The sequence below is a fragment of the Microbacterium sp. RU1D genome, from assembly GCF_900156435.1.
GTDB lineage: Bacteria > Actinomycetota > Actinomycetes > Actinomycetales > Microbacteriaceae > Microbacterium.
Map to the genome: position 1 here is coordinate 606,291 of NZ_FTPQ01000002.1, position 25,333 is coordinate 631,623.

Consider the following 25,333-nt stretch of genomic DNA (forward strand, 5'->3'; position numbering starts at 1 on the left):
CGGCGACGGGTGCGAGACTGGAACGATGGACGCCCCCTCCACCAGCGACACGACCGCACCCGCCGCCGAGCCCACCACCGCCGAGCCGCAGACCGAAGAGGTCGCCCTCGACGCGCCCAGCAATCGCAAGGCGCCGTTTCCCCGCGGCTTCCTCGACACCATCTCGACGGGCTGGGCCGAGCACCCCGCTGTGCTCCCCGAGCCCCGCGAGCAGGCCGCCTGGGCTGCGCGCCGCCGCGCGCGCGTGTCGCGCGCCTTCCCCGGCCAGCGCGTCGTCGTCCCCGCCGGCGGTCTGAAGCAGCGCAGCAACGACACCGACTACCCGTTCCGCGCGCACTCCGCGTTCTCGCACCTCACCGGCTGGGGCAGCGACGCCGAGCCCGACGCCGTGCTCGTCTTCGAGCCGCGCGACGAGGGTCACGAGGCCGTGCTGTACTTCCGCGAGCGCGCCGACCGCACCACGGCCGAGTTCTATTCGGATGCCACGATCGGCGAGTTCTGGATCGGCCCCCGGCCCGCGCTCGACGGCGTCGCCGCCGATCTGGGCCTGGCCACCGCCCACCTCGACGATTTCGCCCCGGGCGAGGACGACCGCACGGTCGGCGTCGACGACGAGCTCACCCGCTTCGTCTCGGAGCTGCGCCTCGTCAAGGACGAGTACGAGCTGGCGCAGCTGGCGCTGGCCGTCGAGGTCACCGGCCGCGGCTTCGACGACATCGTCGCCGAGCTGCCGCGCATCATCGAGCACCCGCGCGGTGAGCGCGTGGTCGAGGGCGTGTTCCACCAGCGCGCCCGCTCCGACGGCAACAGCGTGGGCTACGACACCATCGCCGCGTCGGGCCCCCACGCCTGCTATCTGCACTGGACGCGCAACGACGGCGCCGTCAAGCCCGGCGACCTCATCCTGGTCGACGCGGGCGTCGAGGTCGACAGCCTCTACACCGCCGACATCACGCGCACCCTCCCCGTCTCGGGAACGTTCACCGACATCCAGCGCCGCATCTACGAGACGGTGCGAGAGGCCGCCGACGCCTCGTTCGCGGCTGCCCGGGTCGGTGTCCCCTTCCGCCGACTGCACGAGGCGGCCATGGAGGTCATCGCGGCGCGCGTCGCGGAGTGGGGCCTGCTTCCGGTGACGGCCGAAGAGGCCCTGAACGCCGACTCGGGCGGTCAGCACCGCCGCTACATGGTCCACGGCACGAGCCACCACCTCGGCATCGACGTGCACGACTGCGCGCAGGCGCGTCGCGACATGTACTACGACGGCCTGCTGGAGCCCGGCATGGTCTTCACCATCGAGCCCGGCCTGTACTTCCAGATCGACGATCTCACCGTCCCTGCGGAGTACCGCGGCATCGGTGCGCGCATCGAAGACGACATCGTCATGACCGAAGACGGCCCGGTCAACCTGTCCGCGGGCATTCCCCGCACGGCCGACGAAGTCGAGGAGTGGATCGCCCGGCAGTCGCGATGACGTTCACGCCCCCGGCGCCCTTCACCACGCGGCCGACGCTTCGCGGCACCTTCGGGATGTCGGCCTCCACGCACTGGACGGCGACGGCCACCGCGCAGGCCGTGCTCGAGCGCGGCGGCAATGCGTTCGACGCGGCCGTCGCCGGTGCCTTCGTGCTGCACGTCGTCGAGCCGCACCTGAATGGTCCGGGCGGCGACCTCGTCGCGCTCGTCCGGCCGGCCGGGGCGTCGGTCCCGGCCGTGCTGATGGGGCAGGGGCCGGCGCCGCGGAGGGCGACGATCGAGCACTTCCGCGCTCGCGGCCTCGACCTCGTGCCGGGAGCCGGCGGGCTCGCCGCCGCCGTTCCCGGCGCGGTCGACGCGTGGCTGCTGCTGCTGCGCGACCACGGCACGTGGGAGCTGGCTGACGTCCTGGCCTACGCGGTCGGCTACGCCCGCGACGGTCACCCGCTCGTGGCCGGAGCCGCCGCGACGATCGCGCGGGTCGCGGACCTGTTCCGCGCGCACTGGCCCACCTCCGCCGAGCGGTGGATGCCGACCGGCGGCCCGCCCGCGCCCGACACCCTCGTGACCAACCCGGCGTGGGCCGACGTGCTCGACTCCCTCGTCCGCGTCGGCGCTTCCCTTCCGGACCGGACGGCGCGCATCGACGCCGCCCGGGAGAGATGGATGACGGAGGTGCTGCCGGAGGCGGCGGCGTTCATCGCGCGACCGCATCGACACGCCGACGGCGCCGATCACCCCGGCATCCTGGAGGCCGACGACCTCGCCTCCTGGCGCGCCGGGTACGAGCCGGCGGTCACCACGCGCTTCCGCGGGTGGGACGTGCACAAGGCCGGCACCTGGTCGCAGGGGCCAGCGCTCCTGCACACGCTACGGCTGCTCGACGGCGCGGATGACGCGCAACTCGACCCCGCGACCATCGAGGGCGCGCACCTCGTGCTCGAGGCGCAGAAACTCGCGTTCGCCGACCGCGACGCGTGGTTCGGAGACGCCGGGGGCGCCGTCGAGATCGACGCGCTGCTCGCCGACGAGTACGTCGCGACCCGGCGCGCGATGATCGGCGCGGAGGCCTCGACGCGATGGCGGCCGGGCTCGCCGGACGGCCGCCCGCCGGTGAGCCCTCCGCTGCGCACCGAGCACGGGTCCGTCGACGGTTCCACCGGAGAGCCCACTGTGGATCGCTCGGGCCAGACCCGCGGCGACACGTGCCACATCGACGTGATCGACCGCTGGGGCAACGTCGTGTCGGCGACGCCGTCCGGCGGGTGGCTGCAGTCCTCCCCCACCGTCCCGTCGCTGGGCTTCTGCCTGGGCACCCGGTTGCAGGCGACGTGGCTCGAGCCGGGACACCCGGCATCCCTCACCCCCGGGCGTCGTCCGCGCACGACGCTCACCCCGACGCTGGTTTCGCGCGCCGACGAGGTCATCGCGCTCGGTTCCCCAGGCGGCGATCAGCAGGATCAGTGGCAGCTCACCGTGCTGCTGCGCCTGCTGGTCGGTGGATACAGCCCGCAACAGGCCATCGACGCCCCGAACCTGCACACGACGGCGCTCCTCGACTCGTTCTGGCCGCGCACGTGGGTGCCCGCGGGCGTCGCCGTCGAGGACCGTCTCGGCGACGCGGTCATCGCGGGGCTCGAGCAGCGCGGACATTCCGTGCGCCGCATGGGCGACTGGTCGCTGGGTCGCGTGACCGCCGTCGGACGCGACGCGTCCGGCTCGCTCTGGGCCGCGGCGAACCCCCGCGGCGCGCAGGGCTACGCGGCAGGTCGGTAACCCGGGGCGGCCGATGCCGCCCATCGCCCAGCGCCCTCGCGGCGCGCAGGCTACGCGGCGGGTCGCTGACCGGGGCGGCCGATGCCGCCCGTCGCTCAGCGCCCACGCGGCGCGCAGGGCTACGCGGCAGGTCGCTGACCGGGGCGGCCAACGCCGCCCGTCGCTCAGCGCCCACGCGGTTGTAGGCGAGGCGTCGTCAGAGCGCTCGTACGAACCCCGCGACGACGGGCGCCAACCCCGCGCCGATCTCTTCAGCCGGGCGCCGCGCACCCTTGACCTCGAACGAATGGTTCCCGCCGGCGATCCACTCCACCCGCGCGTCCTGGCACGACGCCACGACCTCGTCGAACTGCGCGCGCGGGTCGATGAACGCATCGTTCTCCCCCTCGACGAACAGCTGCGGCATCCCGATCCCGGGCAGGTGCGCCGCCCGGGGCTTGTCGGACCGCCCCGGCGCGTGCAGGGGGTATCCGAGGTACACGAGCCCCGCGGGAGAGATGACGCCGTCGGCGGCGGCGACGGATGCCATCCGTCCGCCGTACGACTTGCCCACGGCCGCGAACGGCCCGGGCGCAGCCACGGCCAGCCAGGCCTGCACCCCCGCCCACGTCGCCACGGCGTGCGCGGCGGGGCCCGGCATCCGTCGCCCGGCTTCGACGTAGGGGAAGACGAATCGCAGCACCGAGACACCGTCCGCGGCGAGGGCGCCGGAGAGCCCGGCGAGGAAGGGATGGTCCATGCCCGCTCCCGCTCCGTGCGCGAGCGCGATGGTCGCGACGGCTCCGGATGCCGGCGCCCATAGCCCCGAGACCTCCGTCGCGCCGGTCGGCAGCGCGACGGCGATGCGCACCGCGTCGGCTGCCGCAGCCGTCCCGGCGCTCACCGTTCGGTCGGACGGGAGCCGTCGGTGGTGTCGGGCGCGTCGGCCGGACTCGCCGTCGGCGCTTCACCGGACGCACCCGCGCCCCGCGTGCCGTCGTGCCCGGCGCCGGCGTTCCCCGCTGCGTCGCCCCGTGCGCCGTCGTCCTGCGGCTCGGCCGCGGACGGCTTCGGTGCGATGCGTTCGCCATATCGCGGCGGCTCGTCGCTCGAGGGCGCCGCGATCGGGGCGGGCGGCCGCGGCGGGGCGGTGGGCGCCGTCGACCCGGGCGTGATGCGTTCGCCGTACTGCGGCGGGTCGGCTGGCGACGCGGTGGGACGGGACACGACGGTGCGCGGTGCGCCGGACGGGCCGACGATCCCCCGCGCCTTGTGCACGCTGGGAGCGGCGACGCACACGTCGTAGTGGTCGGCGGCGACCTGCATCACGGAGGCGAAGTCGCGGCGGCGCCGCACGATCGAGTAGGTGCCGAGGCTGAGCAGCATGCCGAGCGCCATGCCGACGAGCAGGACGCCCACGAACAGGGAGATCTGCAGAGTGGGCTGACCCAGCACGAAAATGAAGGCGAAGAGCAGCCCGAGCATGAGGCCGTTCAGCGCGCCCGACCGGGCCGCGGTGGCGTAGCCGAGACGCCCGGTGACGCGTTCGATCGAGCGCAGGCCCGAACCGACGATCGCGATGTCGCGCGCCGGCACCTCTCCGGCGATCAGCGACGAGACGGCCTTCTGGGCCTGCTCGTATGTCGGGAACGAGGCGATCTTCTCGCCGACCTCGTCTCGACCGGCACCCGGGCGCTGTGCGAACATGCTCATTTCACCATCCTGTCACGCGCGCCTGGGGCGTTCCGAGGTGTTGCGCATGAGGTGCGGACTACGCTGGACCGGTGAGCACGCAAAGGGTTTTCGTCGCCCGCTTGGCGGGCTGCACGGTGTTCGACCCGGCGGGCGACCGCCTGGGCAAGGTGCGCGACGTCGTGGTGATCTACCGCGCGTCGGCCGCGCCGCGCGTCGTGGGCCTCGTCGTCGAGATTCCCGGGCGCCGACATGTGTTCGTGTCCATCGGACGCGTCACCTCCATTCAGGCAGGCCAGGTCATCACGACCGGCCTCATCAACGTGCGCCGCTTCCAGCAGCGCGGCGGCGAGGTGCGCGTGATGGCCGAGATGCTGGGGCGTCGCGTCAGGCTGATCGACGGCTCCGGCAGCGCGGTCATCGAAGACGTCGCGATCGAGCGCAACCGCCTCGGCGAGTGGGACGTGGGGCAGCTGTTCCTGCGCCGCCCGCGCACGAGCGCATCGCCTTTCGCCAAGGGGGCGACCACCTTCGCCGCGTGGAGCGAAGTGCGCGAGAACCAGACGCCCGGAGAGGCGCAGTCGGCCGAGCAGCTGGTCGCGACGTACTCCGAGCTCAAGCCCGCCGACCTCGCCAACACCCTGCTCGACCTCCCCGAGGAGCGCCTCATCGAGGTCGCCGAAGAGCTCAGCGACGACCGCCTCGCCGACGCGCTCGAAGAGATGCCCGAAGACGAGCAGGTGCACATCCTCGAGCAGCTCGGCGACGAGCGCGCCGCCGACATCCTGGATGCCATGGAGCCCGACGACGCGGCCGATCTCCTCGGTCAGCTCCCCGAGTCGCGCTCGGAGCAGCTACTCGAGCTCATGGAGCCGGAGGAGGCGGACGACGTCCGCGCTCTGCTGCAGTACGGCCCCGACACGGCCGGTGGCCTCATGACCCCGGAGCCGATCGTCCTGTCGGCCGATGCCACCGTGGCCGAGGCCCTGGCCCTGATCCGTCGCCACGAACTGCACCCCGCCCTCGCGGCGTCCGTGTTCATTACCCTCCCCCCGTACGAGACACCCACGGGGCGCCTCCTGGGCACGGTGCACTTCCAACGCATGCTGCGCTACCCGCCGCACGAGCGCCTCGGCGCGATCATCGACGACACGCTCGAGCCGGTCCCCTCCGACGCCACGGCCGCCGAGGTCGCGCGTCTGCTCGCGAGTTACAACCTCGTGTCGCTGCCCGTCGTCGATCAGGCCCACCGCCTGGTCGGCTGCGTCAGCGTCGACGACGTCCTCGACTACCTGCTGCCCGACGACTGGCGCACGCACGACAGCGACGATCCGAAACCCCCGACCACGGTCCGGCCCCTGCAGACGCAGAGCATCCCCACCCAGATCCCGCAGACCCCGAGGAGGCGCTGATGGCACGCAACAACAAGACGCCCGCCCTCGATGCGCCCCGCGGGCGCACCGGCGTCCTGGCGCCTCGCACCCCGCAGCCCTCGCGCGACCGCTTCGGCCGCTTCACCGAGTGGGTCGCACGCGCGATGGGCACCCCGACGTTCCTGCTGTCGCTGACGATGTTCTGCGTGCTGTGGATGGGGTGGAACTCTCTCGCCCCCGACGACTGGCGCTTCGACTCGGCCGCGATCGGTTTCACGGCGCTGACGCTCGTGCTCTCCCTGCAGGCCTCATACGCGGCGCCCCTCATCCTCCTCGCGCAGAACCGCCAGGACGACCGTGACCGCGTGCAGATCGAGCAGGACCGCCAGCGCGCCGAGCGCAACCTCGCCGACACCGAGTACCTCGCCCGCGAGATCGTCGCCCTGCGCATGGCCGTACGCGACCTGACCGACGAGGTCATCACGAAGGACACGTTGCGCGCCGAGCTCAAGGCCGCCCTCGAGCGGCTCGACGAGCACGACGACGCCCCGCGCGCCGAACTCCGGCCCGACGCACGCCGGTCCACCCCGTGACCGGCGCCCTCGCCGACCGGGTCCGCGACGCGGTCGCCGGCGTCACCGATCCGGAGCTTCGACGTCCCCTCGGCGAACTCGACATGCTCCGCGACGTCGCCGTGCGCGACGGCGTGGCCGAGGTCGGCATCGCCCTGACCATCGTCGGGTGCCCCGCCGCCGACCGCATCGAACGCGACGTCCGGGATGCCGCGGCCTCGGTCTCCGGCATCCACGCGGTCGACGTGCGCGTCGGCGTCATGTCGCCCGACGAGCGCAAGGCTCTGACCGAGAAGCTGCGCGGGGGCCGGGCGAAACGCGAGATGCCCTTCGGGCCCGACTCCCTCACGCGCGTCATCGCCGTCACCAGCGGCAAGGGCGGCGTCGGCAAGTCGACGGTCACCGCGAATCTCGCCGTCGCCCTCGCCGCGCGTGGACTGCGCGTGGGGCTCGTCGACGCCGACGTGCACGGGTTCTCGATCCCGGGCCTGCTCGGTCTCGTCGACGCGGACGGGCTGCCGCCGGCGCCCACGCGCCTGGACGACCTGATCCTTCCGCCCGTCGCGTACGGGGTGAAGGTGATTTCGATCGGCATGTTCCTCCGCCGCCCCGGAGAGGATGCCGCCGGCGCGGTCGCCTGGCGCGGTCCGATGCTCCACCGCACGGTGCAGCAGTTCCTCACCGACGTGTTCTTCGGCGACCTCGACCTGCTGCTGCTCGACATGCCCCCCGGAACGGGCGACGTGGCGATCTCGGTGGGCCAGCTGCTCCCCCACGCCGATGTGCTCGTCGTGACGACGCCGCAGGCCGCGGCCGCCGAGGTGGCCGTGCGCTCGGGGCTCGTGGCGCGGCAGACCGGCCAGCGTCCGATCGGCGTGATCGAGAACATGGCGGCCATGACGCTGGCCGACGGCACGGTGCTCGACCTGTTCGGCGCCGGGGGTGGCGACGAGGTGGCCCGCGCGCTGTCGACCGACGAGACGACGGTGCCGCTGCTGGCATCCGTGCCCCTCAGCCCGGCCCTGCGCTCCGGCGGCGACGACGGCCGCCCGGTCGTGCTGTCGCAGCCCGACGACCCCGCCGCACGCGCGATCGACGCGGCCGCGGCGGCACTCGCGATCCGCCCCCGCGGCCTCGCCGGCAAGCCCCTGCGCCTGAGCGTCTGACCGTCGCGATCAGGGGGCAGAGCGGTCGAAGCCACCGGATGACGCGCCACGACAGGTGGTCGAGCCCGTCGACCCCACCGCGCCCCCGCACCCCCGCCACGTGGCCGAGCCCGTCGGAGCCTCCGAACCCCGCCCTAACACCGGTCCCTTCGACACGCTCAGGGACCACCCGCGCGATCCGCCGCTCAGGTCGCTTCGTCGTCGAACGGCGGACGCTCGCCGGGCGCAAACGGGGGCACCGTCGGCTTCGGCTTGGCCGCGAGGGCCGCGGCACCGGCGGCCCGCATCGTCGCGGTCGGGGTGTCGTCGAGAAGCGCTTCGCGGATGATGCGCCGCGGGTCGTACTGACGCGGGTCGAGCTTCTTCCAGTCCACCTCGTCGAACTCGGGGCCCATCTCATCGCGCATGCGGGTGCGGGCCCCCTGCAGCGTCTCTTTCGCGCGCTTCGTGAACTTCGCGAGCGCCTCCGCGTATCGCGGCAGCCGCTCGGGACCCACCAGCAGGGCGGCGATCACGCCGATCAGCAGCAGCTTCTCGATCGTGAGGCCGAAGAACATGGCTCCAGATTACCGGCCGCGCCTGGCGATGGAGCACCGTCCGGCCGTCTAGCCTGAGTCGAGGAGGTCCACGTGAGCGGTCAGCAGGCGAACGAACGGTTCGTGCAGGAGACGACGGTCGAGCCCGAGCACATCGCTCGCGCCCGGGCGCACGCCCTCGAACTCGGTGCCGCACCCGTGAGCCCCGCCGTCGGCGCGCAGGCGGCCGTGATCTCCGCGGCATCCCGTGCCCTCAACATCGTCGAGGTCGGCACCGGCGGCGGTGTGTCCGGGCTCTGGCTGCTGCACGGGTCGCCGCGGGCGACGATCACGACGATCGACAGCGAGCCCGAGCACCTCGGCGCCGCCCGTCAGGCCTTCGTCGACGCGCGCATCCCGGCCGCCCGCGCCCGCTTCATCACCGGTCGAGCCTCCGACGTGCTGCCGCGCATGAACGAGGCGTCCTACGACATCGTCTTCATCGATGCAGACCCCGAGGGCGTCATCGAATACGTCGAGCACGGCCTGCGCCTCGTGCGCGCCGGCGGCACAGTGCTCATCCCGCGCGTGCTCGCAGGCGGTGCGGTGGCCGATCCCGTGCGCCGAGACGCGGTCACGACCGCCTACCGCTCGCTCATCCAGGAGGTCCAGGCCTCCCCCGCGGTCATCGGCGCCCTCTCCACCACGGGCGAAGGGCTCCTGCAGCTCACGACGCGCCCGACCGGCGCCTGAGCCTGCTGCCCGATCCGGCTCCGGATGCCGTGCTCCGCGGCATCCTGTCGTGACGAGCACGCAGCGGCGCCCCGCCGCCCCGCGCCGCGAAGCGCCCCGAAACGAGGACCTCGCCGCCCCGAGGAACGACGAAGGCCGACCCCCGAGGGGATCGGCCTTCGTGCGCAATGATCGTCAAGCGGCGCCGACGACACCACCGAGCACGTCGTAGAGTTCCTTCGCCTCGGCGTCGTTCACCGAGACGACGAGACGCCCGCCGCCCTCGAGCGGCACGCGCACGATGATCAAGCGGCCCTCCTTCACGGCCTCCATCGGTCCGTCGCCGGTACGCGGCTTCATGGCTGCCATCGCGGCCCCCTTTTCCTCGTTGGTCTGACGACTAGTTTAGTGTGTCGGCGCGCGCACCCGTCGTACCGCGCCTCGGACCCCGCCGCGCCGTCTGAGCCGGTGCCGCCCGGGTCGCCGGAGAGACGGCCTCAGGGGATCTGCCAGAACGTGTTCCCCAGCGCGTACATGTTGTAGATCCACCACCACTGGCCGAGCAGCGCGACGGCGAGCACACCGAGCCGCCACGCGCGGGAGGGCGGCACCGCCAACGCCCCCCAGAGCGGCGACACGGGCACGAGCAACCGGAAGATGCTCGACTGCGGGAAGAACACCAGCAGCAGGTAGATCAGATAGCTCGCCGTCCACAGACGCGCCTCGACACCGAGCTTCCGAACCTGCGGCAGCACCACGAGAGCCACGGTCACCCCGCCGACGAGCAGCACCAGGGCGATCACGCCCGCCACCGGCCCCGGTCCCCACTGGGTGAACCAGAACTGCGCCCCCTGCACCCACCCCTCGACGGGAACGAAGCCACCGCCGGCATCCGCGATCCAGTTGCGGCGCCACGCGAGCTCGGTCGCCAGGTACGCACCGGCATCGCCCGTGACCACCGCCGCGATCGCCTGCCACGCGAACCCCACCGCGCTCGACAGCACGCCCAGCGCCACGATGTGCACGACCTCTGCCGTCCGCAGCGCCTCCGCGCGTCGGCGCACGAAGCGGTGGATGCCGTAGAGCCCGAGGAAGAGCGCGAAGGCCAGGATGCCGGGACGCGTGAACCCCATCACGGGCACCAGCAAGTACAGCCACCCCCACCGGCGCCGCTGGACGCACCACAGGGCGACGAAGAGCAGGAAGAGGAACAGCGACTCGGCGTAGCCGATCTGGAACAGGGCCGCGAGCGGCCCGCTCGCGAAGAACACGACGGCCCACATCGCCGCCGACCCGCCGATCCGCTCCCGCAGGAGGGCGTGAAGCATGACGCTCGCACCGTATCCCGACGCGAGCGAGATGGCGACAGCGCCCGCTCCCCACGAGCCGAGGAGGAACCCGAGGCCCGCCGCGAGGAAAGCGTAAAGGGGCATGAACGCCCACGCGTTCTCGGCCACGTGCCCCGTCGTGGTGATCGGCAGGTGCTCCGGGTAGCCCGACACCGCCGCGAACCAGTACCACTGCGCGTCCCACCCGAGGGCGAGGTCGCCGAGCGACGGGGCGATGCCGTAGCGCGACCCCGGCCCCGACAAGGCCGAGGCGAGCAGGAAGAACCCGGTCGTCACCATGCGCGCGGCGACGTAGACGACCGCGATGCGCGCCGCCACGGGCAGCCGCTCCCATGCGCGCACGGGAGCGGGGATCGTGGCCGCTGCGGTCACGACCCGCTCAGCCAGGCCCGCAGACCCCGCTCGACGGCGTCGATCTGCGCGACGGGTACGCGCTCCTCGTCGTGGTGGGCCAGGTGCGGGTCGCCGGGGCCGTAGTTGACGGCCGGGATGCCGAGGGCCGAGAAGCGCGCCACGTCGGTCCAGCCGTACTTGGGCTTGGGCGTCGCGCCCACCGCATCCACGAACTCCTTCGCGAGCTCGGCGTCGAGACCGGGACGCGCGCCCTCGGCGATGTCGACGATCTCGACCTCGAACCCGGTGAACACGTCGTGCACCACGCGAGCGGCGGCGGCCGCGTCACGGCTGGGGGCGAAGCGGTAGTTGACCTCGACCTCGCACGCGTCGGGGATGACGTTGCCGGCGACGCCTCCCGTGATGCTCACGGCGTTGAGACCCTCGCGGTACACCAGGCCCTCGACCTCGATCTCGCGGGCGCGGTATTCGGCGAGGCGGGCGAGGATGGGCGCCGCCTTGTGGATGGCGTTCTCGCCGATCCACGAGCGCGCACTGTGCGCGCGGACGCCGGTCGTGCGGACGAGCGCGCGAAGCGTGCCGTTGCATCCGCCCTCGACCTCGCCGTTGCTGGGCTCGCCGAGGATCGCGAAGTCGCCCTCGAAGAGGTCGGGACGGTTGCGCGAAAGACGGCCGAGACCGTTGAGCGCGGAGTCCACCTCCTCGTGGTCGTACCACATCCAGGTGATGTCGACCCCGGGCGCGGTGAGCTCGGCGGCGAGCTTGAGCTGCACGGCGACGCCGGCCTTCATGTCCACCGTGCCGCGACCCCAGAGGAACGCCTCGCCGTCGATCTCGCGATCCTCGGTGGGGAGGTTGCCGTTGATGGGGACGGTGTCGATGTGGCCCGCGATCACGACGCGGCGCTCCCGGCCCAGGGTGGTCCGCGCGACGATGGTGTCGCCGTCGCGGATGACCTCGAGGTGGTCGTACGCCGAGACCGCGGACTCGATCGCGTCGGCCAGCGTCGTCTCGTCGCCGGAGACGCTGTGGATGTCGCAGATGACCCGGGTGAGGTCGACGGAGGACGAGGTCAGGTCGAGCGCGGTCATGCCCCGATCCTTTCACACGCGATCCCGCCGGTAGCCTGGGTCGGTGAGCAATGAACGACGCATCAGCGCTGCCGGCCTCTCCACCCGCACCACCGACGGAACGGTGCTCGACGCCTGGTTCCCGCAGCCCGTCCTGGGCCTCCCCGACGACTTGGATGCCGCCGCCGCGGCGCTGCAGACCTCAGCCGGCGCCGACGAGCGCCGCGACGCAGTGATCGAAACGGTGATGCTCACGATCGACGCCGACGCAGCCCCCGCCTCGACCGTCGACGCCTACCTCCGCCTGCACGCGCTGTCGCACCTTCTCGTGCGCCCCAACGAGATCAACCTCGACGGGATCTTCGGCCACCTGCCCAACGTCGCGTGGACCACCGCCGGTCCGATGCGCCCCGAAACCGCGGCGCGCACCCTCCCGCAGCTGAAGCGCCACGGCATCCAGGTGCAGGGGCTCGACAAATTCCCGCGTCTCACCGACTACGTCCTGCCCGCGGGCGTGCGCATCGCCGACGCCTCGCGCGTGCGGCTCGGCGCGCACCTCTCCCCCGGCACGACCGTGATGCACGAGGGCTTCGTCAACTTCAACGCCGGCACGCTCGGCTCCTCGATGATCGAGGGGCGCGTGTCGCAGGGCGTCGTGATCGGCGACGGCACCGACATCGGCGGTGGCGCTTCGATCATGGGCACGCTCTCGGGCGGCGGGACGCACCGCGTCTCGATCGGCGCGCGCACCCTCCTCGGCGCCAACGCCGGCATCGGCATCTCGCTCGGCGACGACTGCGTCGTCGAGGCCGGGCTGTACGTCACGGCAGGCACGAAGGTGCGTGTCGGCGACGACACGGTCAAGGCCGGCGCGCTGTCGGGCCGCGACGGCATCCTGTTCCGCCGCAACTCCCTCACCGGCGCCGTCGAGGCCTCGGCTCGCGCCGGCGTCGGCGTGACCCTGAACGAGGCCCTGCACGCCTGACGCCCCGCCCCCGCACCGATAAACGCCGTTCCTGTCGAGACTCTCGCCCTCGCCGCGTGTCTCGACATGCACGGCGTTTTTCGCGCCCCGCAGCCGGGCGCCCCGCACCCGGGCGCCCCGCACCCGGCTCCGCGCGCCGCGCGCCGCGCCGCGCGGTCGCAGGTCACGGCCCCTCCCCCGCACCGATAAACGCCGTCCATGTCGAGACACGGCGCATCACCGCGTGTCTCGGCACAGACGGCGTTTATCGCGGGTCCGCACGCCACCGCGCGCACTGTCCCCCACACAGCGCAACGCCCCGCCCCTCGCGAGAGGGACGGGGCGTCGCGCGTGGTGCCGGAGTCAGACGCCGGGGTAGTTCCGCTCCGCGGCGCCCGTGTACAGCTGCTGCGGGCGGCCGATCTTGGTCTGCGGGTCGGTGATGGCCTCGCGCCACTGCGCCAGCCAGCCGGGAAGACGCCCGATGGCGAACAGCACGGTGAACATGCGCGTGGGGAACCCCATCGCCTTGTAGATGACGCCGGTGTAGAAATCGACGTTGGGGTACAGGCGACGCTCCTTGAAGTAGTCGTCCTGCAGGGCGATCTGCTCGAGCTCCTTGGCCAGGTCGAGCAGCGGGTCGCTGACGCCCAGGGCCTCGAGCACCTCGTCGGCGGCCTCCTTGACGAGCTTGGCGCGCGGGTCGTAGTTCTTGTAGACCCGGTGGCCGAAGCCCATGAGCTTGACGCCCTCTTCCTTGTTCTTCACCCGCTCGACGAAGCGCTCGACGCTCTCGCCGGAGTCCCGGATGCGGCCCAGCATCTGCAGCACGGCCTCGTTCGCGCCGCCGTGCAGCGGGCCGGAAAGGGCCTGGATGCCGGCGGAGATCGACGCGAACTGGTTCGCCCCGGTGGAGCCGACCAGGCGCACCGTCGACGTCGAGGCGTTCTGCTCGTGGTCGGCGTGCAGCATGAGCAGCAGGTCGAGCGCCTTCGTCATGACCGGGTTGACCTGGTAGATCTCGCTCAGCACGCCGAAGTTCAGTTTGAGGAAGTTGTCGACGAAGCTCAGGGAGTTGTCGGGATACAGGAACGCCTGCCCGATGCTCTTCTTGTGCGCATAGGCCGCGATGACGGGGAGCTTCGCGAGCATGCGCACCGTGTTGAGCTCGACGTGCTCGGGGTTGTGCGGGTCGGACTCGGCCTCGTAGTACGTCGACAGCGCGGCGGTCGCGGCCGACAGCACCGACATGGGGTGCGCGGTCGGCGGGAGCGACGAGAAGAAGCGCTTCAGGTCCTCATGCAGGAGCGTGTGACGGCGGATGCGCTCGTCGAACGACGCCAGCTCGGATGCCGAGGGCAGCTCGCCGTAGATGAGCAGCCAGGCGACCTCGAGATAGGTGCTGTTCTTCGCCAGCTGCTCGATCGGGTAGCCGCGGTAGCGGAGGATCCCCTGGTCGCCGTCGATGAAGGTGATGTCCGACTTCGTCGACGCCGTGTTGACGAAGCCGTAGTCGAGGGTGGTGTGCCCCGTCTGCTTCGTCAACGACGCGATGTCGATGCTCGGGACGCCGTCGGTGCCTCGCAGGACCGGGAATTCGGCGGTGGAGCCCCCTACCGTCAGAGTGGCCTTGTCCTGCTGCGTGCCCGCGTCGCTCACCGCGCCTCCTTGCGATTTCTGGTCGCCCATGTGGTCGATCGCGGGAGCTGCGGCACCCGCGGTCTTCTCGACCGATGGATGCCACGGGTATGGCATCCGGGTCGGCACGCGCGCGAAGGATGCCCCGAACGCTGTGCCTCTACAGCCTAGTAGGCACGCCGTCGTACAGATGACACCGCCAAAGGATGCCCCCATCGAATGGAGGGATCCTCCTGATCAGCGCGCCGGATGGGCGGCGATGCCCCTCGACGGCCCGGGGGTCGCTCTGCGAGCGGGCGCGCCTTCGCGGGCGGCAGGCGCAGCGGACGGGCGCCTTCGCGGGCCGTCGGCTCAGCGGACGCGCGCCGCCGCGGGCGGGCGCAGCGGACGAGCGACTCAACGGGCGAGGCGCTCCGCGGCTGCGGCGATGCGCTCGTCGGTCGCCGTCAGCGAGAAGCGGATGTGATTCGGGAAGTGCGCGCCGTAGAAGTGCCCGGGACCCACGAGGATGCCGAGCTCGGCCAGACGCCCCACGCTCTCCCAGGCGTCGCGACCCTCCGTCGCCCAGAGGTACAGCCCGCCCTCGCTGTGATCGATCGTGAAACCGGCGGCCTCGACCGCGGGCTTGAGCGCCGCGCGTCGTCGGGCGTACAGCGCGCGCTGCGCCTCGACGTGCGCGTCGTCGCCGAGGGCGACGGTCATGGCGCGCTGCACGGGAGCGGGCGGCATGAGACCGAGGTGCTTGCGGCCGGTCAGCAGGCGCGCGACGAGGGCCGGATCGCCGGCGAGGAACGCCGCCCGATACCCCGCGAGGTTCGACTGCTTGCTGAGCGAGTACACCGACAGCACGTCGGAGAGGTCGTCACCCACGACGGCGGGATCGAGAACGCTCGGCACGGGCCGGCTGTTCCACGGCGCGTCCCAGCCGAGCTCGGCGTAGCACTCGTCGGAGGCGAGGACGGCTCCGAGCTCGCGCGCCCGGTCGACGGCATCCCGCAGCTCGGCGGTGGTGAGCACGCGACCGTCGGGGTTGCCCGGCGAGTTGATCCAGATCAGCTTCGTGTGCGTCGGCCAAGCGGCGGGGTCGTCGGATGCCACGGCATCCGCGCCGACGAGCCGGGCGCCGACCTCGTACGTGGGGTAGGCGGCGCGCGGGTGCACGACCGCGTCGCCCGGACCGAGGTCGAGCAGCAACGGGAGCAGAGCGACCAGCTCCTTCGACCCGACCGTCGGAAGCGCGTGGGCCGCGGTGAGCCCCGGCACTCCGCGTCGACGGTGGTACCACTCGGCGATGGCTTCGCGCAGGGCGGGCGTCCCCGCGGTCTGCGGGTAGGCGTGCGCGTCGGTCGCGTCGGCGAGGGCGGCCGCGATAACGGCGGGCGTGGGGTCAACGGGCGAGCCGATCGAAAGGTCGACGATCCCGTCAGGATGCCGTCGTGCGCGCTCCGCGTAGGGGGCGACCGCGTCCCAGGGGTAGTCGGCGAGGTCGGCGACGCCCACGGCTCAGTGGCTCTGCGGGGGGAGCGATGACACGACCGGGTGATCCTTGGCGATCACGCCGACCTTGGCCGCTCCACCGGGGGATCCGATGTCGTCGAAGAACTCGACGTTCGCCTTGTAGTAGTCGGACCACTCCTCGGGCAGGTCGTCTTCGTAGTAGATGGCCTCGACGGGGCAGACCGGCTCGCACGCACCGCAATCGACGCATTCGTCGGGGTGGATGTAGAGCGACCGCTCGCCTTCGTAGATGCAGTCGACCGGACACTCGTCGATGCAGGCGCGGTCTTTCACATCGACGCACGGGAGGGCGATCACGTAAGTCACGGCATCAGTCTAATCGCGCTCCGGCGCCCGGCCCCGCCGCCGAGCCGCGGGCCTACGATCCGCTGGGGCGGGCCGGGGCCGGCAGCTTCGAGAAGTCGGGCCACAGCGCCACGAGCACCATGAGCGCCGGACCCACGACCGTCCAGACGAGCGGGATCCACTCGGTCCCCGCTGTCGGGGCGGCGACGATCGCCGATCCGCCGGGGCCCACCTGCGAGAACACGTAGGTCGCGAGCGTGATGCCGATGCCGCCGGCCAGCGCGTTCACGCGATCTCCCGTGAGAGCGCGCAGCGCGACGAGCAGGGCGGCGCTGCCGATCGTCGCCAGCAGCAGCCCGACCGGGACGGGCCCGACCAGGAACGCCTGCGCCACCGTGCCGGCCGCGCCGTAGAAGGCGCCGACGAGCAGCGCCACGACCCAACCGACGACGCGCAGGATGCCAGAACTCACCGCGCCAGTGTAGGCGGCGGCGCTATGGGACAGCAGGGAGCAGCCGGAGGGCGGCGTCTCATGCAGCCCACCCCCACAGCCGCAGCAGAGCGGCGGTCAGAGCCGCCGCGGCGACCACCACGAGGAACGGCGCACGCGCCCACAGCAGAAGAGCCGCGACGCCCACGGCCGGCAGCCTCGCATCGAGGACGATCGCCGGACCCGACGCCACCGTCTGCACGGCGACGAGCGCGGCGAGCAGGGCGACGGTGAGCAGGTCGGCGATGCGAGCCGGCCGCGGCGCCTCCAGCCATCGGGCGGGCAGGAGGTAACCCACGCCCTTCAGCGCGACGCACAGAACGGATGCCAGGAGCACGGCAGTCCAGAGGGTCACGGCATCCCGCTCTCTTCGGCGACACCCGAGACGGCGGGTGCCGGGCGACGCGGATCGAAGAGACCCACGGCCACGGCCACCCCCGCGGCGGCGATGACCGGGATGCCGGGCATGAGCACCGGGGTGAGCAGCGCCGCGACGACAGCCGCAGCGGCCGCGACAGCGAGAGGCTGTCGACCACGCAGCCGCGGCCACAGGAGCGCGAGGAAGGCCGCCGCGGCGGCCGCGTCGAGGCCGTAGGCGCGGGGGTCGCCCAGCACGTCGCCGAGGAGGGCGCCGAGGAGGGTGGAGACGTTCCAGCCGACCCAGATGCCCGCGCCGGTCACCCAGAAGCCCACCTGCCGCGCACGCGCGTCGGTCTGCGCGAGCCCGACGGCGACCGATTCGTCGATCGTGAACTGCGTCGCCCCGGCCTTGCGCCAGAAGCCCCCCGCCACCACCGGGGCCATCCGCATCGCGTACGCGGCGTTGCGCACCCCGAGCAGCACCGCCGAGGCGATCGCCGCGGGAGCGGCAGCGAGACCGCCGGCGGCGATCACGCCGACGAAAGCGAACTGCGACCCACCGGTGAACATCAGCAGGCTCAACACGCAGGTCTGCCAGACATCGAGGCCGGATGCGACCGAGAGGGCTCCGAACGAGATGCCGTACGCACTCGTGGCGAGGGTCACCGCGAGGCCCTGCCGGGCCGCGACACCCTCGGGTGTTCGGGGAAGCGAACGCATGATCATCATCGTGAACGATCCTCGTATCGTTCGTCAAGTCGAACGATCGCCGAGCATAATGAACGCATGACCGAACTCGGCGATCGCATCGCCATGACGCTCCGCCGTGAGCGCGAGAGACGCGACCTCAGCGTCTCGGAGCTCGGCCGGCGCGCCGGGGTCGCGAAAGCCACGATCTCCCACCTCGAGAACGGCGGCGGCAACCCGAGCGTCGAGACGTTGTGGGCGCTCGCCACCGCACTCGATGTCCCCTTCGCCGTCTTCGTCGACGAGGGGGTCCGCTCCCCCACCCTCATCCGCGCCGGGGAGGCACCCGCAGCGGTGCCGTCCTCGGCATCCGACTACCTGGCCGTCCTGCTGTCGGCGAGCCCGCCGCGCGCCCGACGCGACATCTATCTGCTGAGCGCCGAGCCGGGCTCGCCGCGCGTATCCGACCCGCATCCGCGCGGCACCGTCGAGCACCTCGTGATGGTGAGCGGTCGCGGGCGAGTGGGTCCCGCCGACGCACCCTTCGAGCTCTCGCCCGGCGACTATCTGTCATACCCCGGTGACGCCGCGCACGTGTTCGAAGCCCTTACCCCGGGGATGAGCGCGGTGTGCGTGGTCGAGTCGCACTGACCACCCGAAACCGTCGCCCCGGATACCGCTCGGACGCCCTACGGTGGTGCCATGTCCCGCGTCTTCGACATGGCGTTCTCCTCGGTGTACCCGCTCTACCTGGCGAAGGTCGAGCGAAAGGGGCGCACGAAGGAGGAGCTGGACGCCGTCATCCGGTGGCTGACCGGGTTCGACGACTCCGCCCTCTTGCGACACATCGAGGGCACGACGAGCTTCCGGGCGTTCTTCGACGAGGCGACACTCAGCCCGCACGCGAGCCAGGTCACGGGCGTGGTCTGCGGCATCCGGGTCGAGGAGATCGACGACCCGCTGATGTACCGCATCCGCGTGCTCGACAAGCTCGTCGACGAGCTGGCGAAGGGGCGCCCCCTCGCGAAGATCCTCCGTGGCGGAGAGGGCGTGTCGTCACCCGCGGGGTGAGCCCCTATTCGCGAAGCGAACCCGCCACCAGCCGACCGCGCGCCACGACGGCGACGACCGACTCGGCGCGGAGCGCCTCCGTGTCCTCCCAGGGCCGACCGCGGACCACCACCAGGTCGGCGGCGAAACCGTCGGCGATACGGCCGAGGTCGCGGGCACGGCCGATCGCCGCGGCCGCGCGCGACGTCGCCGCCTGAAGCGCGCGAGCGGCATCCCAGTCGAAGACCCGAGCCATCGCACGCAGTTCCTCCCATTGGTCGTCGAAGCCCACGTGGAAACCGTTCGCGTCGGTGCCGAGGACGAACTCCACCCCGGCCGCGGCGGCGGCCCGGAAGACGGGGTCGCGCCCCGAGACGAGCTCCTGCGCGATTTCGCGCTGACCGGGGGCCACCGCGACCGAACCGTCTGCGATGCGGTCGTTGATGAGCAGCGTCGGCGCGACCGTCGTACCGTACGCGACCATCTGCGCGGCCAGGACGTCGGTGAGCTTGGTCGCGTGCTCGACGGAGTCGACGCGGTGGGCGAGGGCGCGCCGGATCCCGTCCTCGGTGTGGGCGTGCGCGGCGACGCGCATCCCCAGCGCGTGCGCCTCGTCGACGACCGCCGCGATCTCGGCATCCGTGTAATTGCGCCACGATGCCTTATCGCCGACGGAGAGCACACCGCCGCTGACGGGGACCTTGATGCCGTCCGCACCCGAGCGCGCCCAGCGCCGCACGAGGGCGCGACACGCGTCGGGGCCGTCGGCCACCGGCTTGCGGTCGACCACCGCGGGCGGGGTGAAGAGGTCGCCGTGGCCGCCGGTCATGTTGACCAGGCCGTGCGCGAGCACGCGGGGGCCCTCGACCACTCCCGCCTCGAGAGCGCGGGCGAGCGAGAACTGGATGTCGTCGGCGGCCAGGTCCCGCACCGTGGTGACTCCGACCGTCAGCGCCCGTCGCGCGTGAGCGAGGCCGTGCAGCACCTGCTCCTCGGGGCGCGTCGTCAACGGCCACGAGAGGAAGTCGGCCGGGGTGTCGGAGGCGTTGCCGATCAGGTGGACGTGCGTGTCGATCAGCCCGGGGATGACCGTCAGCTCCGCGTCGCCGCCGGGGTCTGCCACGTCGACGGAGGAGATGCGGCCCGCGCTCCAGCTCACCGTTCCGACGCCGCGATGCGCGCTCCCATCCCAGATGTGGACACGGGACACTTCATTGACGCTCATGCGATCACCTCGAGGAGTTCTGACGGGGGAAGAATCTCCCGAGGGCGCGCGGCGGACGCATGCGCGTCCCCGCCACCACAAGCACCGCGAGGGTGACGAGGTACGGGGCGGCCGTCGCGAGCGCGCTCGGGAGGGGAAGGACGAGGGCGGCGACCAGCAGGACCGCCCCGAGGATCAGCGACGGGACGGCCGCGCGGGCCCCGAGACGGCGACGCAGACGCACCCCGCCGAGGACCACGAACACGGCCCCGAGGACGAAGAGCATCCCGCGGAAGGTCTCCGGGCGGCCGAGCCCGACCGCGTCGCTGAAGCCGAACAGGGCCGATCCCGCGAAGACACCTCCCGGCATCCAGTTGCCGAAGATGAGGGTCGCGAGGCCGATGAAGCCGCGACCGGCGACCTGGTTCTCGACGTAGCCCTGCGAGATGAGGACGAGATAGCCACCGGCGAAGCCGGCCATACCGCTGCCCACGAGCACGGCGGAGTAGCGCGTGCGGTGCACGTGTCCGCCGAGCGCCTGCAGGGCCGCCGGCTCCTCCCCCGACGCCCGCATGCGCAGACCGAAGCGTGTGCGCCACAGCACGAACGCGGTGAGAGGGATCAGGGCGAGGCCGATGATCGCGGCCAGGGACACGTCACGGGTGAGGCCGCCGACGATGCCCGCGAGGGGCGAGAGGACCGGGATGCCGGTGGCCTCCAGGTCGCGCAGAGGGTCGGGCGTGCCGAAGCCGCCGGAGAGGAACGGCAGGCTGACCCGCGGGACGTTGCCCTCGATGCGTGGCGAGCGCGCGACGCTGCCGCCGTCGAGCCCACTGAAGACGATGTCGGACAGGAAGCGGGCGAGGGCCGCGGCGAGCACGTTGATCGCGACGCCGACGACGAGCTGGTTCAGGCCGAGTTCGAGGCAGAGAACCGCCATGAGCAGCCCGAAGACCAGCCCGCCGACGACACCGCCGATGAGGGCGACCCACGGGCCGCCGAACCAGCCGAAGAGGCCCGCCCCCCACGTGCCGCCGATCATCATGCCCTCCAGGCCCACGTTGATGACGCCCGCACGCTCGGAGTACAGCGCACCGACGGCGACGACGGCGATGGGGACGGTCAGCCGCAGGGCCGAACCCCACGTCGACGAGGACGACAGGCCGGGCGCATCGCACACCCACTGTGCGATGAGGAGGAGCCCGAAGCCGAGGAGCACTGAGGACAGGATGCTGCGCGCGCGCCGGCGCTCCGAGGAGGGGGCGGCGGACGCCGCGGGGGCAGTGGTCGCTGCGGTCATCTCGTCGACGCCTCCTTCGCACGACCGGCGCGGGTACGCCGGATCGCCGCCATGAGCGCCAGGCGACGCTCGCCGTTCTCCACGACCCAGTAGCCGAGCGCCGAGCTCAGCAGCACGACCGCGAGGAAGAGCGTTCCGACCTCGGTGGGGAGTTTCACGATGCCGAGCACCTGGGCGCTGCGCTCCACGAACGCCAGCACCAGGGCGCCCAGCGCCGTGCCGATCGGATGGGAGCGGCCGAGCAGGGCGGCGGCCAAGCCGGTGAACATCAGATCGGTGGGGAGCGTGCCGTCCAGCCGGTGCGCGGTTCCGAGCACGTGCGGCAGGCCCACGAGGCCCGCGATGGCGCCGGAGGCCAGGAGCGAGGTGACGATGCGGCGCCGGACCGAGATGCCGGCGGACTCGGCGGCATCCGGAGACAGGTTCGCCACCGTCACGGTGTACCCCCACACGGTGCGCTCGTGCAGGAGGAAGAACCCGATGCCGAGCAGCACGGCGAGCGGGAGGAAGCCGGAGATCTGCACGCGCCCGCCGAGGTCGATGAGCGCGGGCATCGAGCCGTTCTCGCCGATCGGCGCCGAGCCGGTGTTCTGTCCCCCGCCGGAGCGGAAGACGTCGGCCAGCAGCACCGCGACGACCGTGGTGGCGATCGCGTTCATGAGGATCGAGGTGATGACCTCGTTGACCCCGCGGTACACCTTCAGCAGGGCGGGGACGAGGGCCCACGCCGCGCCGGCCGCAGCACTGGCGAGCAGCGTCAGCGGGAGGGTGACCCACAACGGGAACGGCAGCGAGGCGGCGACGACGGCGCCCACGAGCGCCGCGACGCGGTACTGGCCGTCGACGCCGATGTTGAACAGCCCCATGCGCAGCGAGAAGGCCGCCGCGATTCCGGCAAAGTACAGCGGGATGGCGTTGTTGACGGTGGATGCCAGGGACTCCGGCGTCGTGCCGTAGGTCCACATGACCTCGAAGGCGGATGCCGCGGAGTATCCGGACACGGTGAGGAACAGAGCCGTGACGACCAGCGCGAGCACGATCGCGATGACCGGGCCGGCGGCGGTGCGGAGGATGCGGGCGATCATGCGGCCTCCTCCCCGCCGCGCGCACCGGTCATGTACTCGCCGACGGTGCCGGCGTCGACGCCGCGGGCGTCGAGCTCGGCCACGATGCGTCCCCGGTGCAGCACCAGGATGCGGTCGGACAGAGCGAGGATCTCGTCGAGGTCGGCCGAGACGAGCAATGTCGCGAGGCCGCGGTCGCGAGCGGAGGTGAGCTCGCTCCAGATCGCGGCCTGCGCGCCGATGTCGACGCCGCGCGTGGGGTGGGCGGCCAGGAGCAGGCGAGGGGAGCGCAGGAGTTCGCGGCCCACGATGAATTTCTGCTGATTCCCGCCCGACAGGGTCGCCGCTCTCGTGGCGGGCCCCCCGCCGCGCACGTCGAAGGCCGCGATGATCTCGGCCGCCGCCTTCGCGGCCGCGGCGCGGGAGAACCAGGGCCCGCGCCGCACGGGGGCGAGCTGCTGGTAGCCGAGCACGGCGTTGTCGCGAAGGGACAACGGCAGCACGATCCCGTCGCGGTGGCGATCCTCAGAGATGTAGCCCATGCCGCGGGCGCGCCGCTGCACGGTCGTCGCCGCGCTGACGTCGTCACCGTCGAGGAGCACCGTGCCGGTGGCATCCGCTCGTCCGATGAGGGCGGCGAGGAGTTCGGACTGTCCGTTGCCCTCGACGCCGGCCACGCCGACGATCTCCCCCGCGTGCACGCGGAAGGCGACGTCGGAGAGAAGCGGGACGGCTTCGGTTCCCGCGACCGTCAGCCCGCGCGTCTCGAGCACCACCCGCTCCGAGACCGGCGATTCGCGCGGGGTCACGACGGGCATCTCGGATGCCACCATCAGCCGCGCCAGCTGCGACGCGGTCGTTTCGGCGGGCACGGCGGTGCCGACCACCCGACCGGCGCGGATCACCGTGATGTCGTCGGCGAAGGAGAGCACCTCGTCGAGCTTGTGGGAGATGAAGATGACCGCCGCGCCGGCGCTCGTGAAGTCGCGCATCGCCGCGAAGAGGGCCTCGGCCTCGGCGGGGACGAGCACCGCCGTCGGCTCGTCGAGGATGATGATGCGCGCGTCGCGGTACAGGACCTTGAGGATCTCGACGCGCTGGCGCGTACCGACGCCGAGATCCTCGGTCTCGGCGTCGACGGGGACCGGGAAGCCGGTGCGCTCGGCGAGCTCGCCTACCTCTCGGCGTGCGCGGGCGGCGTCGATGAGCACCGGCGGGCCGGGCTCATCGGCCAGGACGACGTTCTCCCAGACCCGCAGGGCGGGAGCGAGCAGGAAGTGCTGGTGCACGATGCCGATGCCGGCCGCCTGCGCATCGCGCGGGGAGCGGAACGTCACGGCAGCGCCGTCGATCTCGATCGTCCCCTCGTCGGGGCTCTCCTCACCGGAGAGGATCTTCATGAGCGTCGACTTGCCCGCGCCGTTCTCACCCACCACGGCGTGCACGCTTCCCGCGCGGACCGTCAGGTCGATCCGGTCGTTCGCGGTGAACGTCCCGAACCGCTTCACGATGCCGCTCAGGCGCACCAGCACCTCCTGCCCGTCGGTCATCACAGGGCCGTCGGAACCGTGATCTTGCCGTCGACGATGTCCTTCTCGATCGCGGCGAGCTGGTCGGCGTACGCGTCGAGGAAGCCACCCGAGGTCGAGTAGCCGACGCCGTCATTCGACAGGTCGTACCGCACTTCGCCCGGCTCCAGCGAGCCGTCCAGGAACTCCGCGATCGAGGTCTTCACCGCGACGTCGACGTTCTTGATCGCCGAGGTCAGGATGAACGGCTTGATGGTGTCGGAGACCGTCTGGTAGACGTCGGCGTCGACACCGATGGCCCAGTTCTTCTTGGCATCCGTCGAGCTGGCGGCCGCCTCCTCGTAGACGCCCTGGCCGGATCCACCGGCAGCCGCGTAGACGACGTCGGCGCCGCCGGCGTACATGGATGCCGCGGCCTCCTTGCCCTTGGTCGGGTCGGAGAAGCCGGTGAAGTCGCCGAGGGGCGCGAGGTAGGTCTTGTCGACGACGATCGACGGGTCGACCGACTTCGCGCCGGCCTCGAAGCCGGTGTAGAAGTTCTGGATGCTGGGCTGGTCCACTCCGCCGACGAAGCCGACGTGCTGCGAGGTTGAGGCCAGGGCCGCCGCGACCCCCACGAGGTACGACGACTGCTCGGCGGCGAAGGAGATCGTGGTGACGTCGTCGATGACCGTGCCGGTGTCGGCGTCGACCTGCACGAACGCGGTGTCGGGGTGGGCGGTCTCGGACATCGGCTGCTGCCACTGGAAGCCGATGCCGATCGCGAGGGCGGCGTTCTGCGACAGCGCGAGGTCGACGCGGTCCTGGTAGTCGTCGGTGTTGGGGCTGGAGAGCTCCAGCGGCGCGAAGGACTCTTCCTGCTGGGCCTCGGTGAACCCCTTGTAGGCGCTGTCCATGAACGAGAAGTCGCCGGTAGTGCCGTACAGCAGCGCGATCGTCGGACCGTCGGACGCGGCCGAGGCCGAGCCGGTGTCGGCGGTCTTCCCCCCGCAGCCGGTGAGCGCCAGAGCGGCGACGGTGAGGACGCCGCCCATCGTGAGCAGGGATCGGGTGAGGGGGCGAGGCATGGGGACTCCTTCGGTTCGGGTGGGGCGCAGGTCATGTAATCGATTGCACACTGGTCGGACGAATGAGGGGGATGCGACCGAGAGCCACCCTACTCACAGGCGACGCTGCCGCCGATTTCCGTC

26 protein-coding genes are annotated in these 25,333 nt (G+C 72.0%); 9 read left to right on the forward strand and 17 right to left on the reverse strand.

Features of this window, described 5'->3' with window-relative positions; all coding sequences use genetic code 11:
- Positions 1-25 precede the first annotated feature (25 nt).
- Together B0B15_RS11645 and B0B15_RS11650 are read left to right on the forward strand one after the other, a co-directional pair.
- Positions 26-1,474, forward strand: coding sequence for an aminopeptidase P family protein (locus tag B0B15_RS11645; RefSeq protein WP_076676227.1), 1,449 nt, complete (start codon positions 26-28; stop codon positions 1,472-1,474).
- On the forward strand, positions 1,471-3,252 hold the full coding sequence (locus B0B15_RS11650; RefSeq protein WP_076676494.1) for a gamma-glutamyltransferase family protein: 1,782 nt from the start codon (positions 1,471-1,473) through the stop codon (positions 3,250-3,252). The genes B0B15_RS11645 and B0B15_RS11650 overlap by 4 nt, the downstream gene beginning before the upstream one ends.
- Positions 3,253-3,448: 196 nt before the next feature.
- Here the strand turns inward: B0B15_RS11650 and B0B15_RS11655 are convergent, their stop codons facing one another.
- On the reverse strand, positions 3,449-4,135 hold the full coding sequence (locus B0B15_RS11655) for an alpha/beta hydrolase family protein (protein ID WP_256334286.1): 687 nt from the start codon (positions 4,133-4,135) through the stop codon (positions 3,449-3,451).
- Positions 4,132-4,944 carry a YflT domain-containing protein gene (locus tag B0B15_RS11660; protein ID WP_076676229.1) on the reverse strand — a complete coding sequence of 271 codons (813 nt, stop codon included), beginning with the start codon at positions 4,942-4,944 and terminating at the stop codon, positions 4,132-4,134. Before B0B15_RS11660 ends, B0B15_RS11655 begins: the two co-directional genes overlap by 4 nt.
- A 71-nt stretch (positions 4,945-5,015) precedes the next feature.
- On the opposite strand from B0B15_RS11660, the gene B0B15_RS11665 reads away from it, so the two are divergent.
- From B0B15_RS11665 to B0B15_RS11675, 3 genes are read left to right on the forward strand one after another with little or no spacing between them, the layout of a single operon-like run.
- Positions 5,016-6,335, forward strand: coding sequence for a magnesium transporter MgtE N-terminal domain-containing protein (locus tag B0B15_RS11665; protein ID WP_076676231.1), 1,320 nt, complete (start codon positions 5,016-5,018; stop codon positions 6,333-6,335).
- Complete coding sequence (locus B0B15_RS11670; protein ID WP_076676233.1) at positions 6,335-6,889, forward strand: DUF1003 domain-containing protein; 555 nt, start codon at positions 6,335-6,337, stop codon at positions 6,887-6,889. The genes B0B15_RS11665 and B0B15_RS11670 overlap by 1 nt, the downstream gene beginning before the upstream one ends.
- Positions 6,886-8,034, forward strand: a complete 1,149-nt coding sequence (locus tag B0B15_RS11675) for a P-loop NTPase (RefSeq protein WP_076676235.1) — start codon at positions 6,886-6,888, stop codon at positions 8,032-8,034. Before B0B15_RS11670 ends, B0B15_RS11675 begins: the two co-directional genes overlap by 4 nt.
- A gap of 185 nt (positions 8,035-8,219) precedes the next feature.
- Here the strand turns inward: B0B15_RS11675 and B0B15_RS11680 are convergent, their stop codons facing one another.
- The gene (locus B0B15_RS11680; protein ID WP_076676237.1) at positions 8,220-8,591 is read right to left on the reverse strand and encodes a twin-arginine translocase TatA/TatE family subunit; all 372 of its coding nucleotides are present in this window, start codon (positions 8,589-8,591) and stop codon (positions 8,220-8,222) included.
- Positions 8,592-8,663: 72 nt separating this feature from the next.
- Between B0B15_RS11680 and B0B15_RS11685 the strand changes: the two genes are divergently transcribed.
- Positions 8,664-9,302, forward strand: coding sequence for an O-methyltransferase (locus tag B0B15_RS11685; protein WP_076676239.1), 639 nt, complete (start codon positions 8,664-8,666; stop codon positions 9,300-9,302).
- A 174-nt stretch (positions 9,303-9,476) separates the two neighbouring features.
- Here B0B15_RS11685 and B0B15_RS11690 read toward each other — a convergent pair whose 3' ends face one another.
- The 3 genes from B0B15_RS11690 to dapE form a co-directional block, all read right to left on the reverse strand.
- Positions 9,477-9,650, reverse strand: coding sequence for a DUF3117 domain-containing protein (locus tag B0B15_RS11690; RefSeq protein WP_076490128.1), 174 nt, complete (start codon positions 9,648-9,650; stop codon positions 9,477-9,479).
- Between the two features lie 128 nt (positions 9,651-9,778).
- Positions 9,779-11,002: a hypothetical protein gene (locus tag B0B15_RS11695; RefSeq protein ID WP_256334287.1), complete on the reverse strand. Its 1,224-nt coding sequence runs from the start codon at positions 11,000-11,002 to the stop codon at positions 9,779-9,781.
- A complete protein-coding gene (gene dapE, locus B0B15_RS11700; RefSeq protein ID WP_076676243.1) occupies positions 10,999-12,075 on the reverse strand; it encodes a succinyl-diaminopimelate desuccinylase in 1,077 nt (358 codons plus the stop codon). Before dapE ends, B0B15_RS11695 begins: the two co-directional genes overlap by 4 nt.
- A 43-nt stretch (positions 12,076-12,118) precedes the next feature.
- Here dapE and dapD point away from each other — a divergent pair, with 43 nt between their 5' ends.
- A complete protein-coding gene (gene dapD, locus B0B15_RS11705; RefSeq protein WP_076676245.1) occupies positions 12,119-13,039 on the forward strand; it encodes a 2,3,4,5-tetrahydropyridine-2,6-dicarboxylate N-succinyltransferase in 921 nt (306 codons plus the stop codon).
- Positions 13,040-13,381: 342 nt separating this feature from the next.
- Here the strand turns inward: dapD and B0B15_RS11710 are convergent, their stop codons facing one another.
- The 6 genes from B0B15_RS11710 to B0B15_RS11735 form a co-directional block, all read right to left on the reverse strand.
- Positions 13,382-14,677 (reverse strand): citrate synthase, encoded by a 1,296-nt coding sequence (locus tag B0B15_RS11710; RefSeq protein WP_076676497.1) that lies wholly within the window; start codon positions 14,675-14,677, stop codon positions 13,382-13,384.
- A gap of 375 nt (positions 14,678-15,052) precedes the next feature.
- The gene (gene dapC, locus B0B15_RS11715; protein WP_076676247.1) at positions 15,053-16,156 is read right to left on the reverse strand and encodes a succinyldiaminopimelate transaminase; all 1,104 of its coding nucleotides are present in this window, start codon (positions 16,154-16,156) and stop codon (positions 15,053-15,055) included.
- A 3-nt stretch (positions 16,157-16,159) separates the two neighbouring features.
- Complete coding sequence (gene fdxA, locus B0B15_RS11720; RefSeq protein ID WP_076676249.1) at positions 16,160-16,480, reverse strand: ferredoxin; 321 nt, start codon at positions 16,478-16,480, stop codon at positions 16,160-16,162.
- Positions 16,481-16,532: 52 nt separating this feature from the next.
- Positions 16,533-16,931 (reverse strand): DUF6113 family protein, encoded by a 399-nt coding sequence (locus B0B15_RS11725; RefSeq protein ID WP_076676251.1) that lies wholly within the window; start codon positions 16,929-16,931, stop codon positions 16,533-16,535.
- A 58-nt stretch (positions 16,932-16,989) separates the two neighbouring features.
- On the reverse strand, positions 16,990-17,304 hold the full coding sequence (locus B0B15_RS11730) for an AzlD domain-containing protein (RefSeq protein WP_076676253.1): 315 nt from the start codon (positions 17,302-17,304) through the stop codon (positions 16,990-16,992).
- Positions 17,301-18,029 (reverse strand): AzlC family ABC transporter permease, encoded by a 729-nt coding sequence (locus B0B15_RS11735; RefSeq protein ID WP_076676498.1) that lies wholly within the window; start codon positions 18,027-18,029, stop codon positions 17,301-17,303. The genes B0B15_RS11730 and B0B15_RS11735 overlap by 4 nt, the downstream gene beginning before the upstream one ends.
- A 66-nt stretch (positions 18,030-18,095) precedes the next feature.
- Here B0B15_RS11735 and B0B15_RS11740 point away from each other — a divergent pair, with 66 nt between their 5' ends.
- Both B0B15_RS11740 and B0B15_RS11745 read left to right on the forward strand, forming a co-directional pair.
- Entirely contained in the window at positions 18,096-18,647 is a 552-nt protein-coding gene (locus B0B15_RS11740) for a helix-turn-helix domain-containing protein (RefSeq protein WP_076676255.1), read from the forward strand.
- 51 nt (positions 18,648-18,698) lie between these two features.
- Positions 18,699-19,067 (forward strand): DUF2200 domain-containing protein, encoded by a 369-nt coding sequence (locus tag B0B15_RS11745; protein ID WP_076676257.1) that lies wholly within the window; start codon positions 18,699-18,701, stop codon positions 19,065-19,067.
- 4 nt (positions 19,068-19,071) lie between these two features.
- Here the strand turns inward: B0B15_RS11745 and B0B15_RS11750 are convergent, their stop codons facing one another.
- From B0B15_RS11750 to B0B15_RS11770, 5 genes are read right to left on the reverse strand one after another with little or no spacing between them, the layout of a single operon-like run.
- On the reverse strand, positions 19,072-20,271 hold the full coding sequence (locus B0B15_RS11750) for an amidohydrolase family protein (protein WP_076676258.1): 1,200 nt from the start codon (positions 20,269-20,271) through the stop codon (positions 19,072-19,074).
- A gap of 4 nt (positions 20,272-20,275) precedes the next feature.
- Positions 20,276-21,550, reverse strand: a complete 1,275-nt coding sequence (locus B0B15_RS11755) for an ABC transporter permease (RefSeq protein ID WP_076676260.1) — start codon at positions 21,548-21,550, stop codon at positions 20,276-20,278.
- Positions 21,547-22,635, reverse strand: a complete 1,089-nt coding sequence (locus tag B0B15_RS11760) for an ABC transporter permease (protein ID WP_076676262.1) — start codon at positions 22,633-22,635, stop codon at positions 21,547-21,549. The genes B0B15_RS11755 and B0B15_RS11760 overlap by 4 nt, the downstream gene beginning before the upstream one ends.
- Positions 22,632-24,164, reverse strand: coding sequence for an ABC transporter ATP-binding protein (locus B0B15_RS11765; RefSeq protein ID WP_076676264.1), 1,533 nt, complete (start codon positions 24,162-24,164; stop codon positions 22,632-22,634). Before B0B15_RS11765 ends, B0B15_RS11760 begins: the two co-directional genes overlap by 4 nt.
- Positions 24,164-25,210, reverse strand: a complete 1,047-nt coding sequence (locus B0B15_RS11770; protein WP_076676266.1) for a BMP family lipoprotein — start codon at positions 25,208-25,210, stop codon at positions 24,164-24,166. The genes B0B15_RS11765 and B0B15_RS11770 overlap by 1 nt, the downstream gene beginning before the upstream one ends.
- Positions 25,211-25,333: the final 123 nt, after the last annotated feature.

Excerpts from the sequence above, each read along its gene's own strand:
- B0B15_RS11770 (WP_076676266.1), bottom strand. The coding sequence starts at position 25,210 with ATGCCTCGCCCCCTCACCCGATCCCTGCTCACGATGGGCGGCGTCCTC.
- B0B15_RS11670 (WP_076676233.1), top strand. The coding sequence starts at position 6,335 with ATGGCACGCAACAACAAGACGCCCGCCCTCGATGCGCCCCGCGGGCGC.
- B0B15_RS11680 (WP_076676237.1), bottom strand. The coding sequence starts at position 8,591 with ATGTTCTTCGGCCTCACGATCGAGAAGCTGCTGCTGATCGGCGTGATC.
- B0B15_RS11650 (WP_076676494.1), top strand. The coding sequence starts at position 1,471 with ATGACGTTCACGCCCCCGGCGCCCTTCACCACGCGGCCGACGCTTCGC.
- B0B15_RS11735 (WP_076676498.1), bottom strand. The coding sequence starts at position 18,029 with ATGCGTTCGCTTCCCCGAACACCCGAGGGTGTCGCGGCCCGGCAGGGC.
- B0B15_RS11765 (WP_076676264.1), bottom strand. The coding sequence starts at position 24,164 with ATGACCGACGGGCAGGAGGTGCTGGTGCGCCTGAGCGGCATCGTGAAG.
- B0B15_RS11745 (WP_076676257.1), top strand. The coding sequence starts at position 18,699 with ATGTCCCGCGTCTTCGACATGGCGTTCTCCTCGGTGTACCCGCTCTAC.
- B0B15_RS11645 (WP_076676227.1), top strand. The coding sequence starts at position 26 with ATGGACGCCCCCTCCACCAGCGACACGACCGCACCCGCCGCCGAGCCC.
- B0B15_RS11690 (WP_076490128.1), bottom strand. The coding sequence starts at position 9,650 with ATGGCAGCCATGAAGCCGCGTACCGGCGACGGACCGATGGAGGCCGTG.
- dapE (WP_076676243.1), bottom strand. The coding sequence starts at position 12,075 with ATGACCGCGCTCGACCTGACCTCGTCCTCCGTCGACCTCACCCGGGTC.
- B0B15_RS11755 (WP_076676260.1), bottom strand. The coding sequence starts at position 21,550 with ATGACCGCAGCGACCACTGCCCCCGCGGCGTCCGCCGCCCCCTCCTCG.
- B0B15_RS11750 (WP_076676258.1), bottom strand. The coding sequence starts at position 20,271 with ATGAGCGTCAATGAAGTGTCCCGTGTCCACATCTGGGATGGGAGCGCG.
- B0B15_RS11660 (WP_076676229.1), bottom strand. The coding sequence starts at position 4,944 with ATGAGCATGTTCGCACAGCGCCCGGGTGCCGGTCGAGACGAGGTCGGC.
- B0B15_RS11760 (WP_076676262.1), bottom strand. The coding sequence starts at position 22,635 with ATGATCGCCCGCATCCTCCGCACCGCCGCCGGCCCGGTCATCGCGATC.
- B0B15_RS11740 (WP_076676255.1), top strand. The coding sequence starts at position 18,096 with ATGACCGAACTCGGCGATCGCATCGCCATGACGCTCCGCCGTGAGCGC.